The 17937-nt window shown below is 59.0% G+C and carries 13 protein-coding genes and 5 pseudogenes; 6 read left to right on the top strand and 12 right to left on the bottom strand.

Translation table 11 applies throughout. The features are described 5' to 3' along the window. Positions 1-90 precede the first annotated feature (90 nt). The 3 genes from LPA44_RS14475 (at position 91) to LPA44_RS14465 (ending at position 2466) form a co-directional block, all read left to right on the top strand. Positions 91-1161, top strand: a complete 1071-nt coding sequence (locus LPA44_RS14475) for an amidohydrolase family protein (protein ID WP_230890243.1) — start codon at positions 91-93, stop codon at positions 1159-1161. 2 nt (positions 1162-1163) lie between these two features. After that, on the top strand, positions 1164-1946 hold the full coding sequence (locus LPA44_RS14470) for an iron-sulfur cluster assembly protein (protein WP_230890242.1): 783 nt from the start codon (positions 1164-1166) through the stop codon (positions 1944-1946). A 358-nt stretch (positions 1947-2304) separates the two neighbouring features. Beyond that, positions 2305-2466, top strand: a complete 162-nt coding sequence (locus LPA44_RS14465; protein WP_230890241.1) for an aldehyde ferredoxin oxidoreductase C-terminal domain-containing protein — start codon at positions 2305-2307, stop codon at positions 2464-2466. Between the two features lie 31 nt (positions 2467-2497). Here LPA44_RS14465 and LPA44_RS14460 read toward each other — a convergent pair whose 3' ends face one another. The 7 genes from LPA44_RS14460 to LPA44_RS14430 all read right to left on the bottom strand — a co-directional run bounded on the left by LPA44_RS14460 (position 2498) and on the right by LPA44_RS14430 (position 10324). Beyond that, a complete protein-coding gene (locus tag LPA44_RS14460) occupies positions 2498-3553 on the bottom strand; it encodes a hypothetical protein (protein WP_230890240.1) in 1056 nt (351 codons plus the stop codon). 222 nt (positions 3554-3775) lie between these two features. Further along, on the bottom strand, positions 3776-4969 hold the full coding sequence (locus tag LPA44_RS14455) for an outer membrane protein assembly factor BamB family protein (protein WP_230890239.1): 1194 nt from the start codon (positions 4967-4969) through the stop codon (positions 3776-3778). Between the two features lie 341 nt (positions 4970-5310). Further along, entirely contained in the window at positions 5311-6654 is a 1344-nt protein-coding gene (gene thiD / locus LPA44_RS14450) for a bifunctional hydroxymethylpyrimidine kinase/phosphomethylpyrimidine kinase (RefSeq protein ID WP_230890238.1), read from the bottom strand. Positions 6655-6741: 87 nt separating this feature from the next. Next, positions 6742-7431, bottom strand: coding sequence for a thiaminase II (tenA, locus tag LPA44_RS14445; protein WP_230890237.1), 690 nt, complete (start codon positions 7429-7431; stop codon positions 6742-6744). Between the two features lie 234 nt (positions 7432-7665). Further along, positions 7666-8226 carry a hypothetical protein gene (locus LPA44_RS14440; RefSeq protein WP_230890236.1) on the bottom strand — a complete coding sequence of 187 codons (561 nt, stop codon included), beginning with the start codon at positions 8224-8226 and terminating at the stop codon, positions 7666-7668. Position 8227: 1 nt separating this feature from the next. Next, positions 8228-9550 carry an Nramp family divalent metal transporter gene (locus LPA44_RS14435; RefSeq protein WP_230890235.1) on the bottom strand — a complete coding sequence of 441 codons (1323 nt, stop codon included), beginning with the start codon at positions 9548-9550 and terminating at the stop codon, positions 8228-8230. Next, the gene (locus LPA44_RS14430; protein ID WP_230890234.1) at positions 9551-10324 is read right to left on the bottom strand and encodes a phytanoyl-CoA dioxygenase family protein; all 774 of its coding nucleotides are present in this window, start codon (positions 10322-10324) and stop codon (positions 9551-9553) included. Between the two features lie 89 nt (positions 10325-10413). Between LPA44_RS14430 and LPA44_RS14425 the strand changes: the two are divergent. After that, a pseudogene (locus LPA44_RS14425) lies at positions 10414-11057 on the top strand (IS6 family transposase). Positions 11058-11084: 27 nt separating this feature from the next. On the opposite strand, the gene LPA44_RS14420 reads toward LPA44_RS14425, so the two are convergent. After that, complete coding sequence (locus LPA44_RS14420; protein WP_230890233.1) at positions 11085-11576, bottom strand: hypothetical protein; 492 nt, start codon at positions 11574-11576, stop codon at positions 11085-11087. Between the two features lie 47 nt (positions 11577-11623). Here LPA44_RS14420 and LPA44_RS14415 point away from each other — a divergent pair, with 47 nt between their 5' ends. Continuing rightward, positions 11624-12715 carry a hypothetical protein gene (locus tag LPA44_RS14415; RefSeq protein WP_230890232.1) on the top strand — a complete coding sequence of 364 codons (1092 nt, stop codon included), beginning with the start codon at positions 11624-11626 and terminating at the stop codon, positions 12713-12715. A 211-nt stretch (positions 12716-12926) separates the two neighbouring features. Here LPA44_RS14415 and LPA44_RS14410 read toward each other — a convergent pair. From LPA44_RS14410 to LPA44_RS14395, 4 genes and pseudogenes are all read right to left on the bottom strand, one after another. Then, positions 12927-13559 (bottom strand): annotated as a pseudogene (locus tag LPA44_RS14410) (IS5 family transposase); the annotation flags it as partial. Between the two features lie 510 nt (positions 13560-14069). Next, positions 14070-14267: pseudogene (locus LPA44_RS14405) on the bottom strand (IS5/IS1182 family transposase); the annotation flags it as partial. A 141-nt stretch (positions 14268-14408) separates the two neighbouring features. Beyond that, positions 14409-15690 (bottom strand): annotated as a pseudogene (locus tag LPA44_RS14400) (RNA-guided endonuclease InsQ/TnpB family protein). Between the two features lie 372 nt (positions 15691-16062). After that, positions 16063-16947, bottom strand: coding sequence for a DUF4352 domain-containing protein (locus LPA44_RS14395; protein WP_230890231.1), 885 nt, complete (start codon positions 16945-16947; stop codon positions 16063-16065). A gap of 103 nt (positions 16948-17050) precedes the next feature. Between LPA44_RS14395 and LPA44_RS14390 the strand changes: the two are divergent. Further along, positions 17051-17671, top strand: a pseudogene (locus LPA44_RS14390) (IS6 family transposase). Positions 17672-17937: the final 266 nt, after the last annotated feature.

Here is a 17937-nt window from a genome sequence, read left to right as displayed (position 1 = left end):
CCATAAACGTTCGGTATAAATCTGCCCCGAATCGGCAACCACATTAACAATAATGATTTTTATATGGTAGCACTACACATGGTAGGCCGTATGTATCGCACATCCGACCCAGACCAAGACGACATCTTCGTCATCGACTCCCACCTCCACTTCTGGGATGCTAGCAAAGAGAACATCATCCACGAGGGCGGCGAGGAATTCATCCGATGCTTCTACGACTACCACACCGGATTCACGCCGCCCGAGCGCGAATGGACCCTCGAAGAGTACCGCAAATACTCCCGAGAACGGATGCTAACCGACCTCTTCGAGAACGGCTCCGTCGACATGGGCATCTTCCAACCAACCCACCTCAACGAATTCTACGACCAGGGATTCAACACCGTCGACGACAACGCCGCCATCGAAGCCGACTACCCCGAACGATTCATCACAAACGGGCGCTTCGACCCCCGCGAAGGCGAAGCCGGACTCCGAGAGCTCGAACGTCAGAAAGAAGAATACGACATCGACGGCGTCAAGCTCTACACAGCCGAATGGCGCAACGACTCGAAAGGATGGCGCCTCGACAGCGAAGAAGCATTCCGCTACCTCGAAAAATGCGCGGAACTCGGCATCAAGAACGTTCACCCACACAAGGGACCGACAATTCGCCCACTTAACCGGGACGCCTTCGACGTCGCAGATGTCGACGATGCCGCAACCTCGTTCCCTGAACTCAACTTCGTCGTCGAACACGTCGGCCTCCCACGCCTCGACGACTTCTGCTGGATCGCCGCCCAAGAGCCAAACGTCTACGGCGGGCTCGCAGTCGCCGCACCAATGGCGCAAAACCGCCCTCGGAAGTTCGGCGAAATCATGGGCGAACTCCTCTACTGGCTCGGAGAGGACCGGATTTTATTCGGTAGCGACTACGCCCTCTGGAACCCCGACTGGTTAGTTGACTGCATCATGAATGCCGAGCTCACCGAGGAGCAACGCGACGAGTACGGCGTCGAACTTTCAACGGACGTGATGCGGAAGATCATGGGCGAAAACGCAGCCCGCCTCTACGATATCGACATCGAGGAAAAGAAAGCACAACTCCAGGACGACGCCATCACCGAAGAATTCGACCTTGCGGCGCACTACACCGACGATACCCCCTCGACAGCCGACTAACGATGACACCCGAATCAACAGACAAACAAGCTGATGGCATCCCGACGCCCGATCGCATTCGGTCAGTATTAGAGCCGGTTACTGACCCTGAACTCGACCGCTCCATCGTTACACTCGGCTATATCGACGATATCCGCGTCGAAGACAGCGAGAACACCACGCACGTCCACGTCGCGGTCACGCTCCCGACGGCATGGTGTTCGCCGGCATTCGCGTGGATGATGACGGCCGATGCCCGCGATGCTGTCGAGGCGCTCACGTCGGTCGATAACTGTACTATTGAACTCCGCGAGCACATGCACAAGACAGAGGTCAACCACGGCGTCAACAATCGACTCTCATTCGCTGAAGCGTTCCCGGACGCCAAAGACGGCATCACTGATCTCCGCTCAACCCTCGACGAAAAAGCCGTCATCTCCAGGCAATACGGGGCTGTCGAATCACTTCTTGACGCCGGTCTTACCCTCGAACAGATCGCGCGCCTTGAACGAAGCGACCTCAACCAAGACGCCGCCGAAGACCGGATTGCCGTCGACGTCCCCGGCGCAGCGTTCACAGTCGTGGCATCGGCAGCCGAGATTGACCGATATCTGGCAAAAGCCCGTTCGCTTGACTATTTCGCGGACTCCGACCGACTGTTCCGGACGCCGGACGGCGATCCCATCGCGCCTGACAACGCCAAACTCATCCACCGGCGTGCACGCCTCGCACAAGTCAACATGGACGGCCAAGGCGGCGTCTGCGATGCCCTCCACCAAGCACGCCAGTCCGAACCCTCTGACTGAGCCAACCCGGCAGTTCTCTACTAATTCGAACGATCATTCCCGCCGCACGTTCTCTCGTCCACTTCGTTCAGTCGCGTTCCCACTCGCCGGTTCCCGGCCGCGCAAGGTTGTATCGGTTACGCGATCGAAACTCCGAGCTACTCCATCCACAACTCGGACACTCACCGTCATCGTACTCAAATTGATCTCCACATTGGAGGCAGCGGTCACCATTTGAATCCATGTGGTATCGTACCACAGCCATGTACTTCAACATCTGGGATGCCAGGAACTCGGGATTTCATGGCCCCGATGCTACGAGATGCTGTTCGGCGCCGACTTCCAGGAACTGCTCGATGTCGGCAGTCGGGTTGTGACCTTGGAGCGGCATTTCGCCAACCAGCGCGGGCTCAACAGGGAGGACGATCGTCTCCCCCTACGAGGACAACTCCTCGGCTTCGAGGACGCCCTCGACGCCTACTACGACGCCCGCGGCTGGCACAATGACGGCACCGCCTCTAACATGGCGCAGTCGGACTAGCGAACCCGTATCCTGGCCGATTTAGAATGTACTATAGCGTCATTAACATTTGGACAGCCTTCGGGATGATGAGGCCGATGAGGATCTGGGACCACATTGCAAATGTCGTTGGGTACTCCCTGGTTGCGCTCACGTAGTTCATCCGATCACGGATATCCTGGAATTCCTCCTCGTCGGTCACCTCCCATTCTGCGGCGTTATATGGTGACTCGACAACGTCTTGGATTCGCGTTTCAAGTTGTGCGAGTTCCTCTTGTTTCTCTCGTTTCAGAAATGAGTGAAGTTGGTATAATGCATGACCGAGGAGGCCAACGGTTAGGATCCAGATCGCAGTGAAGGCAGCATTGACTACGAGGCCGGGTTTTTGATATGGTGTCTGCATGATTTCCCCGAACGCGAATGGACCATACGTTAGGATCAAATAATTAACCAACCCAATGACGATCAAGTAGTACGTCAGTTTGATGAGTTCGCCGATTGGTTTGAGCCCACCGAGCCCTTCAGGGTCAAGGAAATGAACCGCAAAATCACTCTTCTTGATCTGCCGCGGCAGATAAATCATAATCCCAATGTATACCGTGAGAAATTCAATAAAGACTGGGGCATAGCCGAACGGCAAAACCACAGCGACGCCAAGAAGTTCAGCAATCCCCCCAGCCTCTAAGATACGATTGATACCCAGATTATAGAGATTAAACAACGCATAAATGACGCCAATACTGTACAACCCGAACCGAACCCAGGATGGAGTGAGATTTTTGAACGGCTCAAGATTCGAGGTCCGATTCTCGATATCTATCAGTTCTAGTGCTCGATCGTATCGACCGTACAGATAACTCGTTCCAAGCGCTGCCAACACGACCAATGTCGGCGAGAGCAGCCACGCCGGATTAATAAGGAATGTCGCGGTATACCCGACCAGCTCCTTATACATCTGTAAGATCACCACGTCGAACAGAACAAACGAAAACGCCCAGATCGTAATCGGTCGAGGTGACCCAGGCAGCTGCTCTTGGAGGCGACCAGCTCCAACCCGATATAGCACCTTATCAAGGAGAATTCTCGACGAGGTGTCAACCCCTTCCATGTCAGTCACACATACTTCTTGAAATAAATAAGTTCAACCTCAACAACCACGACATCTTCTTCGGCGCCTACACCGTGGACCGCCTCGGGGTCAATCCCCGAGGCACTGGGCCTGCTCCGCCTGTAGAACTAGGCCGAACCGCTCCGTTTCAAGCCTGAATCCTTCCTCATCGAAGGGGTATGATAGTGGTATCCGCACGTACTCCGCCCGAAAGTGCCTCTCCTACTCGCTCTTCTCGGGTGCGAGGGCGATCAGTCCCATGGGGCCGACGACGAACACCTGACCGGCCGCGATTACAGGAGATGAATACGCGGCTGCGTGCACTGCCGTGAACTCCCATCGCTTCCGGTCGGGAGCCAGAATCCCGCCTGTGTCCCGGCGGAACGCACGCACGTCCCCGGATACAGCGAGGACAGAATCATCAGTCACGACCGGGGCGGCCGTGCCCTCGCTTGGGAGATGTGCTTGCCAGTTCGTCTCGCCAGTTGCTGCATCGAGTTCATGCAGGTCGCCGGCGATGACGTAGATGTCGCCGTTCGCGGCGACGGCGGCAGCACCACGACTGTGAAGGTCACGCCGCCAGCGGACTTCACCGGCATGATTGACCGCAACGGTCTCCTGATGGCCGGTCTGGATGACACCAGCGTCATCAATGACTGAGGCAGCGTAGGCCGTATCGACGGTGACGCGCCAGCGTTCGTCACCGGTTCCGGGGTCGAGTTTCACAACCGCGTTCCGATCCGGGACGTATACACCGTCTTCAGTAACAGCGGGGGCGACTTGTGTCACGGTGGAGTCCCCGAGGTTGTATTCGTCGTAGATGAGTGGGTCCAGCGGTTGTCGCCACTGCTCGGTACCATCGGGCGCAAGCTTCACACAGGCGGTTGCGCTCCGCGCGTAGATATCGCCTTCTGCGAGACTGAGGCCGTAGGTTCGTCTGTCGCCGACACGAAACGTATGCTTGATCTCGCCCTCGGAGAGCGAGAGCACAGTTACAAACGCCGGCGCCGGATCCGGCCCGTTGCTCGTTTGGACGACACGCGTCGGCACGTAGAGCCGATCCCGGGATGGATCAAGGGCTGGCGAGCCACAGACTTCGGTGTCAAGCCGCTGCGACCACTGTTCGTTCCCGTCAGGCATGACCGCGACAACCTCGCGGCCAGCCGCGAAATACACCACGTCTTCATGCACGACCGGCGGCGTGTACGGCCAGTCACCCGACGCCAGCACGGTATGCGCCGCTGGCTCTGGCATCCCGCTGGCAACGCGGTTCGCGTTCGACGGCCCGTTACCATACGACCGCCAGTCACCATCGTGGAACGGCTTCGTATTCGAGTCGTTGTTCATCACGTTACAACCGGCGAGCGTACTTGTCGCCGCCGTCCCACCGAGCGCGAGGACCGCGCGCCGCGACACACGCTCCGAGTTTGATTTACCCTGGGACGAAGGGGACTGCGACAACGAAGACTGCGTGGAGGACTGGTTACCGGGGGCCATTATCTCGTTCGTTCAACTAATCACGGAAAGTATCTTGTGTCTCATCAACCACGCGAACACGCCCCCTCTGCAGGACTCAGAGCGGAAGCAGCACGGAAACCCGGGGTGGAACCCGGACTAATATGCTGACGGCGGTCGACTGGTACGTCTGTGTCCCCCGTGAGCCGATGGGCTGACAGGCATCGGGTTCGTGGCGTCGGTCACCGCTTCCGCAGTTCTTCGGTTGTCGGAATCGATGGGGCGGCAGTTGATCGAAGTTCTCAGCTTTCGTCACCGAGTCCGTCGTCGATTCGGAGCAGGCGCTCCTGCAGTTCCACCGGCGACTCGGCGAATAGCCGACACATAGCCTCCTTCCCGACGGCGCCGTGGTCATAGATTGCGTCGGGAACCGTTTCACGATCGGCCATCGCCCGCTCGACGGTCCAGGCCATCGTCCCTCCCTCGCGCTCCTCAGTAGGGTCGGTGTCCGGCTCGGCCGTGCGGTCCACCGCGACAGCGTCCAGTCGCTCGTCGACCACTCCAGCCACCGCATCGTCCAGCCGGACGTTCGCCGCGGCCGCAATCGACGGATCATAGTGCCGTGCGGCCAGCAGGAGGCGGGCGACGTGGCTCGACGCGCCAAGCCAGGGCGGCCCCGCCGGGACGAGACCGTCGGCCGTGCGGTGGACGCGGCCTTCGACCGCCGCCACTTCGCCAGTGTCGACGGCGTACGGCGTCGTAACGGCGACGTTCAGCCCCACTTCGGGGACGAGTACTCCGGCGTCGCGGTCCCGCAGAGCCCGCAGTACCTCGCGGACCTCGCCCAGCGCGTCGGCGCGCGCCGCGTCGTTGCGTAGCCCCGCCATGTGGTGGACGGGTCCGGCGCCCTCGCCGACGTCGAGGCCGTAGCGGACCGCCCGGTCAAGCAGCGCCTCCGCGCGCTCGACAGCGGTCTGCAGGTCCGCGCCGCCAGCGAGCCCTGCCGCGACGGCCGCGGAAAGGGTACAGCCGCTGCCGTGGGTGTTCGGGGTGTCGACACGGCGCTTCCGGAACGTTTTGGTCTCGCCGGCAGCGTACAGCACGTCGACCAGTTTGTCGCCCCGTAGGTGGCCGCCGGTGACGAGGACGGCCTCGGGTCCGCGCTCTGCGATTCGCTCGGCGACCGAACGCATCTCGGCTTCGTCCGTTACGTCAGTTCCCGTCAGCACCTCCGCCTCTGCGAGGTTCGGTGTCACGAGTGTCGCCTTCGGAAGCAACTCCTCCCGAAGCGTGCGCTCGGCGTCCTCGGCAAGCAGCCGGTCGCCGCTCTGCGCGACCATCACGGGATCGACCACGAGCGGGAAGTCGTATCCCGCCAGCCTATCGGCGACGGTCTCGATGATGGCCGCGGAGCTGAGCATCCCAGTCTTCGCGGCGCCGACGTCGAAGTCCCCGGCGACGGAGCCGATTTGTGCCGCCACCACGTCGGTCGACACGTCCTCAATAGCGTCGACGCCCTGTGTGTTCTGGGCGGTAACGCTGGTGAGCGCGCTGGTGCCGAAGACCCCCAGCGCCTCCATGGTCTTTAGGTCGGCCTGGACGCCGGCGCCGCCGCCGCTGTCCGAGCCAGCGACGGTCAGCGCCACGGGGGGCTGAACCACTGCTTGTCCTTCCCCGTTGCTTTCGGCCCGATCGACGGCCGGTGCCCGCGGGGGACGGTCGGCATCGCGCACTCAGACCCCCTCCACCTCGACCGTCGCGCGCTCGTGGGGCCAGTCCTCCTTGGCGTAGGCCATCTCCCAGAAGGCGTGCTCCAGCTCGGCGCTCCGGCGGAAGGCACTCTCCATTTCCTCGCGCAGCGACGGGTGGTTTTCGGCGCAGCGGTCGACCAGATCCCGCATCCAGGCTACTGACTCGCGGAACTCCTCGCTCGTGTACTTCTCGATGAACGGCGTGTAGCGGTGCTCGTCGTCAGCGAGCTCGGCCATGTGCTCGGCCACGTCCAAATACCCCTGGCCGCAAGGGTAGACGGCCGCCGCGCCGACGGGGAGCGGACGCCCCCGGGCTGTCCGCAGGAGGTAGCTGGTGTAGGCTTCGCAGGTCGGCGCCTTACGCACCGCTGCCAGGTTCTCGCCCGTGAGACCGTAGTCCGCCGCGAGCGATCGGTGCAAATCCATCTCGTCGTCTACGATAGTGTTCGCCACGCCGAAACAGTGCGCCATCGTGGATTCGTCGGTCGCCTTCATCCCGAGGACAGCGAACGTCCGCGCGTAGTCAAGCAGGTAGTGATAGTCCTGTTCAAGCCAGGTTCGGAATGCCGCCTCGTCGAGCGTGCCCGCGGCGAGCTCGCGAACGAACGGGTGGTCCATCTGTAACGCCCACAGCTCGGTGCCGCTGTCGAGGAGCTGGTCACTAAACCCCATGTCCGTCCCCACGGTGAAACTCCGCGAATTTATAACTGATGTATACAACCGACTAATTGTCATGGGGTTGTACTGGCCGAGATGGTTGGACTCGTCCAAGAGTGCAATGACTACGGCCCTATTGGCGCAGCCAATGAGGAGCGAGCCCGCGACGATCCCCCGACTCCCGGTCGGTGGCCGCGGCCGCGGAGCTGGCAACCGGCCTCGCAGAGGCGGCCGCGGCGTAGGCCGCAGTCACAGCTCCACGACCCGGTCAGCCCACTCCCGAAGCGCCTCGAGTGCGGCCCGCTCGTTCCGGGAGACGGGATCGTCGACACCGAGCTCGTCGCTCTCGAAGGCGTTGCACACCGCCGCGTCCGCCCGGTCGCAGTAACCGGTCAGTACCCCGGGATCGAACCCGTCGGGGCCATCGGCCTGAAACGGGATGGTGGCGTCGTTGACGAAGACGGCCCGCGGCGACGCGGGCGCTGCAGACACGATGCGTCGAGCGCGTCGCGCGTTGGCCGCAGCGAGCGACAGCGCCTCCGCGTTCGTTTCGCCGCCAGCACGGGGCGCGTGGGCCTCCAACACGCCGCGCCAGGCCTCCGCCGGCACGTCGGTGAATTGGGTGAGCCGACCGCCGAGCAGCGTGCCATCCCGCTCCAGTTCGGGGGCGAAGTCGAGGACGACGACCCCGTCGGCGCCGTACTCGGCCACCCAGGCGTCGAGCGCGCGGGCGGTCAGCCGCGTCTTCCCAGCATTTGAGGGGCCGGTCACAAGCGCCGTCCCCGTCGGCGGGAGTGGGAGGTCGGGCATCTCAGTCCGCCGGCTCGGGGGTCATCCCGATGCCGTTGAGCCACCGCCGGACGTGCTTCACGACCAGCCCTGCGATGGCGAGCCCAAGCAGGACGGCGAACGCCAGGACGCCCCCGGAGAGCGGGGTGACGCCGGCCGCGACCTGCTCGCGGACGAAGTTGGCCGCGAGGATCCCCGAAACCAAGAGCAGCGCGACCCCGCTGAGATTCGTGAGTGTGGCGGTCGGCCGGGGTACGGCCGGTGAGTTCAGCAAGTAGAGGACGACTGCGATGGCGAAGGGAGTCCCGACGGTGCCCAGCGCCAGCACGAGTACCAGCTGGCCGAGCACCTGACCACCAATGGACGCGCCGAACGCCGAGAGCAGCGCGACCGCGGCCACCAGAGCGCGGTATCGCGCGTCCGCGACGGTTGTCCCCCAGCCCAGCTTGTCCGCGAGGACGAACGGCGGGACAATAGTGTTCCCACCCAACGAGGATATCGCCGCCCCGCCGAGCCCGAGCAGGAAGAGCCACTTGGCGTGCTCGCCGACGAGCGGGCCGAGCGCCTGTGCGGCCCCGACGGTGCTGAGGTCCGGCTGAGTGAGGACGCTGGCGGTAACCAGAAAGATGGCAACGCTGTACACACCGAAGGCGCCGAGCATCGACGCGCCGATGTCGACGGTCGCAATCTCATAGTCGTCGTCAGTCCATCCCTTCGCCCGCATCGTGTACGAGTGCATCGTGATCAGGGTGATGTGGACCGCGCCGCCGAGGATGCCCGCGGCGACGAGCGCGCTCCCGCCGGGAAGCGTCGGGACGAGGCCGCCAGCAGCGGCGCCGACGTCAAGCGGCACCACGAACAGCGACGCGACGAACGCCAGGACCACCGCGGCCACGAGGATCTTGGCCGCGGCTTCCAACAGCCCGTAGCCCCGGCCGGCCAGTCCCAGCGCGAGCACGGCCGCCCAGACGACACCCCAGATCCAAGCTGGCGTGCCAGTGATGGTTGCGGAGACGCTGGCCAGCGTGTTCATGATGACCAGCTGTGCAACCCCCGAGGCGAGCACCACGTCGACGACAAGGAGCCACGCCCACCACTCGCCGAGATACTCCTCGACGACCTCCACGATGCCTCGCTCGGTGAGCAGGCCGAGACGCATCGCGAGGTACTGGGCGAGCGCGCCGGCGAACGCCGAGAGCACCACGACCCATAGCAGGCTGTACCCGTAGGCGGCGCCGGCGGTGATCATGGATGCCATGGTCGCCGGGCCGGCTGCGATTGCCCCAGCGACCCACGATGGCCCCATTTCGCCGGTGAATTCACGGATTCGTTCGGCGACCGCCATCTACACGCACCCCGGGAACTCCTCGCCGGCGATGTGCAGGCTGTCGACCCACTCCGGCCGGTTGTCGGTGGTGAACCGCGACCGCGACCGCATGTACGCGACGATCATCGCCCGGCGCCAGCGGTCGCTCTCGTTGGGCGCGGTGTAGTGGGGAGCGAGGCAGTGCTGGAACAGCGCGTCCCCCGGATCCATCGGGAGCGCGACGGTGTCGCTCTCGTCGTAGTCCCGGGAGTTGATCGTGATGTCCGTGTCGTACTCCATCGCCTCGTGTTCGAGGAGGCCGTCCGTGTGGGCCTTCGGGACGACCTGCATGCAGCCGTTCTCAGTTGTCGACTCATCGAGAGCCACCCACACCGTCACGTGGTCCATCGGGTGGATGGGGTAGTAGGCCGCGTCCTGATGGAACTTCTTCGCGGTCCCGACCCCCGGCGGCTTCAGCATGCCGGCACAGCGCAATAGCTTCAGGTTCGGCCCCTGGAGCTGGCTGACCACCTCCACGATGTCGTCGTGGTACGCCAGCTCCCGGAACACCTCGTCCTCGCGGGCCATCCCGATGCCCTCGAACTTTCGGACCGGTTGCCCCTCGTGGTCGAACTCCTCGGCGTCGATCGACGGCTCCAGCATTCGATCGAATTCGGTCTCCTCTCGCTCGCCGCGGACGTACTCTCGGAGGCGGTCTTTCACCTCGGTCACCTCAGTCGCCGACAACACGTCCTCGACGACGACGTATCCCTCCCGTTGATACTGCTGCATCTGTTCGTCGGACAGCGCCATACCACTCGGTGTTATTTTAAGGTAATAAAGCCTTGCGCTCCGGCGAGGCGCGGTGTTCAGATAAGGATGAAGAGTGAGGCGGTTCTTTTCTGGTTGGTTATCCCGAAAACAACTCCCTCAACGGATGTTTAGACGAGATCAACGTAGCGTTTGTTGAACGAGAAGCGACACCGCGATTGCTGATGAAGCTCAGTATTCTGCTATATCTTGCTGGACTCTCGCTTTCAAATACTATCCAATTCTTGAGGTGTTTGGTGTCGAGCGTGCTCAATCACCCATTCATAATTGGGTCCACAAGGCCGATCTACAGCCCGAGCCTAGTCGGTGTCCGGATTACATCACGGTTGATGAAACTGCGATCGAACTCGACGACGAACAATATTGGCCGTACGCCGTTGTCGACCTCGGAACAACTGAATTGCTACATACAACGCTTGAACCGACGACAACGAAGGTTCTCGCGCATTCGATTCTGACGGGGCTCTCCGAGAAACACGACGTCACCGACGCCGTGTTTCTCGTCGATGGATCCCACTCGTTACAAGACGCGTGTCAGCGTCACGGCTTCGATTTCAGATACGAGAAACATGGAAATCGGAATGCTGTCAAATGTGTCTTCCACGAGATAAAACGTCGAACTCTTTGTTTCTCAAACTTCTTCAGCAACGCCTCAACAGAAACTGCCGACGATTGGCTCAGATCGTTCAGCTTCGCATGGAATCAGCTAATCTGAACACTACCATTTAGGTGCAGGAAGACATCATGCCTGTGAAACTTCAATTGTGAACTCGACAGTCACGTCGGTGGTGGGGTTCTCACCTCGATCAGTATTGCCGAACACAACCGCGTACTTGTCCGCAGGAACTGTTTCCTCACTCCGGTTGTCATCAACGTTGAGCTCCCCGGAGACATACGCAACCGTCTGTCCGGCGGTATATCTGTCGTAGTTTTCCATATCAAGGAGGAAGACGTTAATCTGTCCATCGCCAATAACACCCACCTCGTAATAGACTTGCAGTTGTGGCACTGCTTCGCTGCCAAATTCGAAGGACAGATACTCACCTTCGGGAATTGTCGTTCGGCGTCTCTCTGTGAAGACTACTGCGTCCGTCTCTTCTGGAGTTGGTGTTGAGGAGCCTCCAATACTTGAACACCCCGCGGTTGCGAGCGTAGTGGTGACCGCGAGAAGTTGCCTGCGAGTCAGAATTCTCGGGTTGGCAGACTCAGCAGACCTAATTTCATTAGGTGTCATTACCTAGAGCATAACCATTAACCTACTTGAGGATTTCCATCCTTTCAATGAGCAATCAGAACTTGGGTCGCAGGCGATTTCTGCGGAAAGTCGGGGTGCTGGGAATTGCTGGGTCTGCGGGGTGCACAGGCACCTTCGAAGACAAAACAGTTACACCGCCAGAGGTTGAGTCATCCTCTGAAGTCCCCCCTCTTGTAGAGGATACTCCAACGCAAACTGAAACGACCGCCACCACGTTCCAGCCGAAGAAAATCGCCCGCCACGACCTCGACATCGTCACGGTAACGGACCAGCTCGAACGAGACGACGAAGAGATCGACGTCTACGAGAACACATCCCAGCGCGTATTCGAAACCTGTCTCCAGAGATACGTATACGACACCAGTCGGGTCAACGAGGATCAGGAGACTATCTGGGCGCACAACAACCGTCTGCAGGTGGCGGTTCAGCCCGGCGATACGGTCCAGGGGCTCACGGCGGCGTACAACGAGGGATACGCACCACCGTCGAAGCCGTACAAACCGGCGTTGCTGTCGGATCACGAGATCATCGAGGGCGAAGAGACGGCTGACGGCATCCGGCTGTCGTTCCCGGTTGACGGGGAGATCCGCAACCTGGTGGGCTGGTTCGGGGAGTTCGAAAGCCAGGGGAACGGCGAGGTCGTCATTCCGTACGAGAGCCTCGATCCGACGTACCTGGACCAACCGCTCTATAAGCTCCGGGCGGCGACGGCCACGGCCGAACAGACGTTCTATGTGCAACTGCCGTATCCGGACGTGTCGTTCGAGGTCGCCGAAATTCACACCAACGACGACGGTGGCGGGCTCCAGCTCACCGAGATGACGGCCGAGGTGACGATCGAGTCTCCAAAGCCCACTCACCTGGTGAACCTCCACACGGACTTCGGGTATCCGGAAAGTTTCGACTACGGATACTCGATCGACGCGGACGATTTCGTCGAGATTGAGCCCGGCGAACCGACGGAACTCACCCGCCAGTTCACCGATCCGCCGAATTCGATTACCGATGGGGACTTTCGGATCGCCTTCCCGATCGAACGGGAGGAGTTCACGGTCGTCCTGGGGAAAATCGCACCCCTGGCCTCCCGCACGGTGTCTCGCGATCGGTTCCTAGAGTAGCGCCGGCCGCGAGCGGCGATCCGGTTCGTTCACCCGGACTGGGTGCGATGCTGGGAGTCGACATGGCGAGACCGACCATGACTGAACGGAGTTGTACTGTAGACGGACACCCTGTGAGCCTGGGAAGTTTTGAAGCTTCTACCCCACTCTCTGCTACTCCAGCGTTCGGTTCGCAGGGCTGTGTTGAATCGCTGTAAGGCGTAGAGATTCACTATTTGACGAAGCACTTGATGTTATAGACGACACACATCAGCGCGATTTCACGGAACTCACGGAACCACGACCGCGCTCGCACGGCGAAGCCGAGCGAGCGCTTCACAGCCGAGTTTACAGTTTCGGTCATAGAGCGCTGATTGTAGCGAATATCGTCAATTCTGGCGTTGTGTGCGTGGTCGTACGGAGCGAAGATCCGATGCTTGATCAGCGGTCTGATCCCGAGATCGCGTAATCCTTCTCGAAGTGACTGCTTGTCATAGCCTTTATGGGCTGCAAGAGACCGCAGATCGCCCGCGTTCCGGCGGGCGATCTGCTCAGCGAGGTCTGCGTCGCTTCCTTCTCGGTTCGTTGAGCAGTGAACATCAAGGACGGCTTGAGACGCTGTATCGACGAGTTTTGTGACTTTGAGCTTCTGAACGCGGTAGCTGATTCGCTGGCAGTAGTGGCGGCTCGCTGCTGAGCGTTCGTAGAACGTAGCGTCGATCGCACCGTGTTCAGAGAGATCGTGCAGCTGCGCCGACTGGCGCAGCAGCACTCGACACACGCTCATACTGATCCGGTCGAACGCCTTACACAACGTGGACGGCGCGCGAAGATCGGCCGCGTTGAGGCCGATCTCCCCGGTTATACAGATTCGAGGAGAATATCTGCGGCTTTAGCCGCAGGATGAATCCGACAAAACGGAATCAATCCACGCTCGACGACTACCCCGAGATTACGAATACACACTTTGAACTGGCAGTCAACCGTACTCAAGAGTAGGAATCAGGCTGGGACGGAGCGATTCCACCTAGTCCTACGATGGCGGCCTGCCCGCCTCAAGCAATCAAACAGTAATCGGGACCAGTCGATGACCGGCGAATCCTCACAGGATTCGACCGGAGTTGACTGTTGTAAGCAGAAAAAGTAACTCCGAGTCCATCGACGTCTGGGGGACTTCCGCGAGGCAAAACCAACTCTGGGAGTCCGAATATGACTGAGGATAGGAGTACCGGGGGCTTGGCACTCCCAGCACTCCCACCCGCCGTAGCCCACGAGCATCCCTCTCAGATTCGTACTGGTTGGATGTTCGGTGGGATTGTGAAACCTGAAATTTCCAACGCTCAGGATTCCTCCGCGTTCACGCCGAGGAGGATGTCAATTGCGGCATTTCTTTGAGCAGGTCAATGGTCATCCGGTAGGATGAATCAAGATAAATCCGCAGATAATGGAGGGAAACGAGCGCATAGTCAGCGAATCCGCCGCCGCCTTCCGGGGCGGCGGATTCGCCTCCATCGCCAGTAACTCTTTGAGCAACCGGCACAACCTCCCCGATGAAGCGGGAGATTTGCGTCATAGACAACCGCATTCTCTCGCTTCAACTCCTTTGATTTACCGGCCTACCTCGCTGCTGTATGGTGATTCAACACAGCCCATTCAACAGACTACACGACAAAACATGCGAAGGAGATCATCAACAGCAGTGAACTACCCCAGCCTACTCACTCGCGGCGATAGCCGCTCGTTCCTTGAGGCAGGGGCTTCCTGTGTCAACGACGCGACTTGCAGACACTTCTCGAAATTCATCAGCGTCCACAGCGGTCGCAGTCTCCGCAGGCGTCCCTTCGGAGTGAACCACTCCTAGCTTGTCCAATCCACGCTCCCACACGTTCAACGCGGCATTATAATCTCGGTCGGTTTCAAACCCACACGAGGGACATGAGTGTTCCCGGACCCACAACGGTTTCTTCGTTTTCACACCGCACTTGTGGCACGCTTTCGTCGTATCTTCCGGGTCAACGTCCACAACGTGACACCCACGTTTCCGGCCGTGGTGTTTGAGAACCATGATGAAGTCACGCCACCCAACCTCAGCCGTGTTCCGACCATTCCGCTCACCTTCTAGCATCCCTTTCACATGCAGATTTTCAACGAACACCGCGTCGTACTCGCTGGTGTAGAACGCGGCGACTTTGTGCTTGAAGTCAAGTTTCTTCCGTCGCATTCGCTTGTGGACTTCAGCCACTCGTTGTCGCTGTTTCTCCCAGTTGTTACTGCCGTGTTCTTTCCGAGAGAGATTCTGTTGCTCACGTTCAAGGCGTTCCCGGTCGCTGGATACGTCAAGACGGCTGATTTGTCGTCCGTCGGAATCGTGATGAAGTTCAGGATGCCAAGGTCCAACCCGACTGTGTTTTCCATACTGATGTCACTGGCGTCGGGTTTGTCGGGAGCGTCCCGTTCGACGTTGAGACAGGCGTACCACGCGCCAGTCTGGTCTTTTTTGACGGTGACGTGTTTCACGTCGGTATCGTCTGGGATGGGTCGGTGAAGCCGGAGAGGAACCTGTAAGGTTTCGCCGTTGACTTTCTTCAGAGTAAGGAGTCCACGCCCATCAGGGCCACTGTTGTCATCCAGTTCGAAACCCCGTTGGCGATATGTGAAACTCCGATACTCCTGTGGCGCTTTCCAGTTTAACGACCCAAATCGAACCCTTTCTGTTTGAGTTTCCCGAGATTCTCGATGTTAGTCGCTATCTGTTCAACAGCCTGTTGAAGCACTGTCGAGTAGATTTTGGTGAGGTCGGTCCACCAATCTTTCAGGTCCGGGATTTCATCTCTGACCTGTGTGACTCGTTGTTTGACCGTGCCCGCCGATTCAGGTATCCGGTTGAACCGATGTAAGGCGTGGTTGTAGAGTTGTCGAACGGTATCACGAACCCAGTCCAGTTGCTCGCGCTGCTGACTGTCAGGGAACAACCGATACTTGAGGACGTAATCCATGCGCCGTACCCTGATTATCCACTTGCAGGGAGTTAAAGATATTCACCCAGCTTCACGAGGACGATTCATCCCCACCCTACTCGCTCCCATTCGGTCGCTCCTTGAGGATGGGGGGCTTCTCACCCAATCTGCTAAATGGACTTTCGGAAGCAATCCAGTCGCCGAAGACACGGACGGTGAGAATTTAGGCCCATATGACGGTACCAATGGGTTTCGTGCACAATTCCCTCATTTTGGACTGGTTGCGGAAAATAATATTCAAAAGCTCCGAAAGTGGGACGACTCCGGGAATACCTTTCATCGACGATATGATATTCACTCAGGGAATGTAACGATGCAAGTTTAATTTTTGACTTGGTTGTGTGGTGGCGATTAAACCTTCCCCAACGGAACGTAGTGATTGTCGGCCCCTGAGTATGGGCCGGTTGCGGGAATTGTGAACAGGTACGTCCGGCCCGTTTCTACCTCAAATGCAACGGTCCGAGTAACCGTTTCGCCGGCATCAAGCCGTCGGTCACTACTTATTGTCGCTAGTTCCAGTCCTTGCGCCTCGTAGGGGTCGGCAGATCTGATATCGGCCGTCTCTTCTGCAATTTCGTAGGACCGCTGTCCATCATCACTCACGGCGGCAAAATCGCTAGTGGTGAACGTTGTGTGTTGATCGGCGAGGTTCTCAATTTGGAGTGTGACGACGAGGTAGATCTTTTCTGAGTCTGCCCGCTCTCGATCAGGCCCCCGACTGATTGTGTGCGTTTTATTGGCCGCTTTCACAGTAAATGCGAGGTTAGTCTCTCCTGAATCGACGGTAAACCGCTCGCCGGGTTCGTGAACTTTTGTCTCGTGTCCAAGCCTCTCATTATTCTGAAGGGCGATCGCAGCAGTTGCACTGGAGCTAACGATAACGAGGAAGACAACACCAACAACTGTCCATCGACCGAGTTCGAAGTCTGTCCAACTCGTTAAATACTGACGAACGGGTGGAAGGGCAAATAGGCCTCCGACAACGGCGATCACACCGGCGGCAGGAACCAGATGGGTTATCGTGAGTGCGAACAAGAGTAGGAGCCCCCCGGTAATCCAGGCGAGCGCCCATGCGGATGAGATATTGACCTGAATTTTTCGGTTAATTGGTGGGAGGATATACAGTCCGACGAGGAGGACCAGAATCCCGATCGGCGGTACGCTAATGAGGAGTAGGAGTCCGAGCAGTGAAAGCAGAACACCGAAGAGCCATGCTAGAACTGCCCGTATATTCATAATAGTGTCATGAACATCTACTTCAATAAACGCTTTGGTCAGTCCGGGTGGCGGTGTTCAGATAAGGGATTGAAAGGTGAGGCGGTGCGGTTTTCAGATGTCCATGCCAGAAAACGACCACCTCAACGGGTGTTTAGACCAGATCGACGTAGCGGTTGTTGAACGAGAAGCGACACCGCAGATGCTGATGAAGCTCAGTATTCAGCTACATCTTGCTGGACTCTCGCTTTCGAAATACTGTCTTAATGATTGTGGTATTCGGTGTCAAACGCGTACGCTCCACCGCTCATAACTGGGTGCAGAAAGCCGACCTACAGCCTGAGTCTGGACGAACTCCAAATCACGTCGCCGTTGACGAAACCGTGCTCCGACTCAACGACGAGCAATACTGGCTGTACGCTGCTGTCGATCCAGAAACGACCAAATCACTCTATACAACGCTTGAACCGGCGCGTACGTACGTGATTGCCGCTCGTTTTTCGAACAACTCCGCGAAAAATACGACGTCGATAATGCTGTGTTTCTCGTTGATGGCGCACCGACACTGAAAGACGCCTGCCAACGACATGGCCTCCGATTCCAGTCTGAAACACATGGAAATCAGAATGCTGTTGAACGCGTCTTTCGAGAGATAAAACAACGAACCTCCTCGTTCTCAAACTGTTTCAGCAACGCCACAGCAGATACCGCCGACGAGTGGCTCAGATCCTTCAGCTTTGCATGAAATCAGCTAATCTGAACACTACCGATCTCGAGAGCCTGAGGAATTATGTGTCTCGGCATCCAAAACGAAGATGTACAGATGCCTCATCCGTCTTTAGTTAAGCGAGAAACCGCGTGATAGCGGCGGCTTATCGAGGCACCTTTCGGAAGGAATGAGGAAGTCCAGTCTGTGCACGACAAGGACTCCTCATCTCGGATTATGCGTCGGCTCACTACACTGTTTCCCTCTGAGTTCCTCGAAGAGCACGCCGAGGAACTCGGCGTGGT

Source organism: Halobacterium sp. KA-4, assembly GCF_021028995.1.
Lineage (GTDB): Archaea > Halobacteriota > Halobacteria > Halobacteriales > Halobacteriaceae > Halobacterium.
This window is presented reverse-complemented; position numbering and strand designations above follow the sequence as displayed.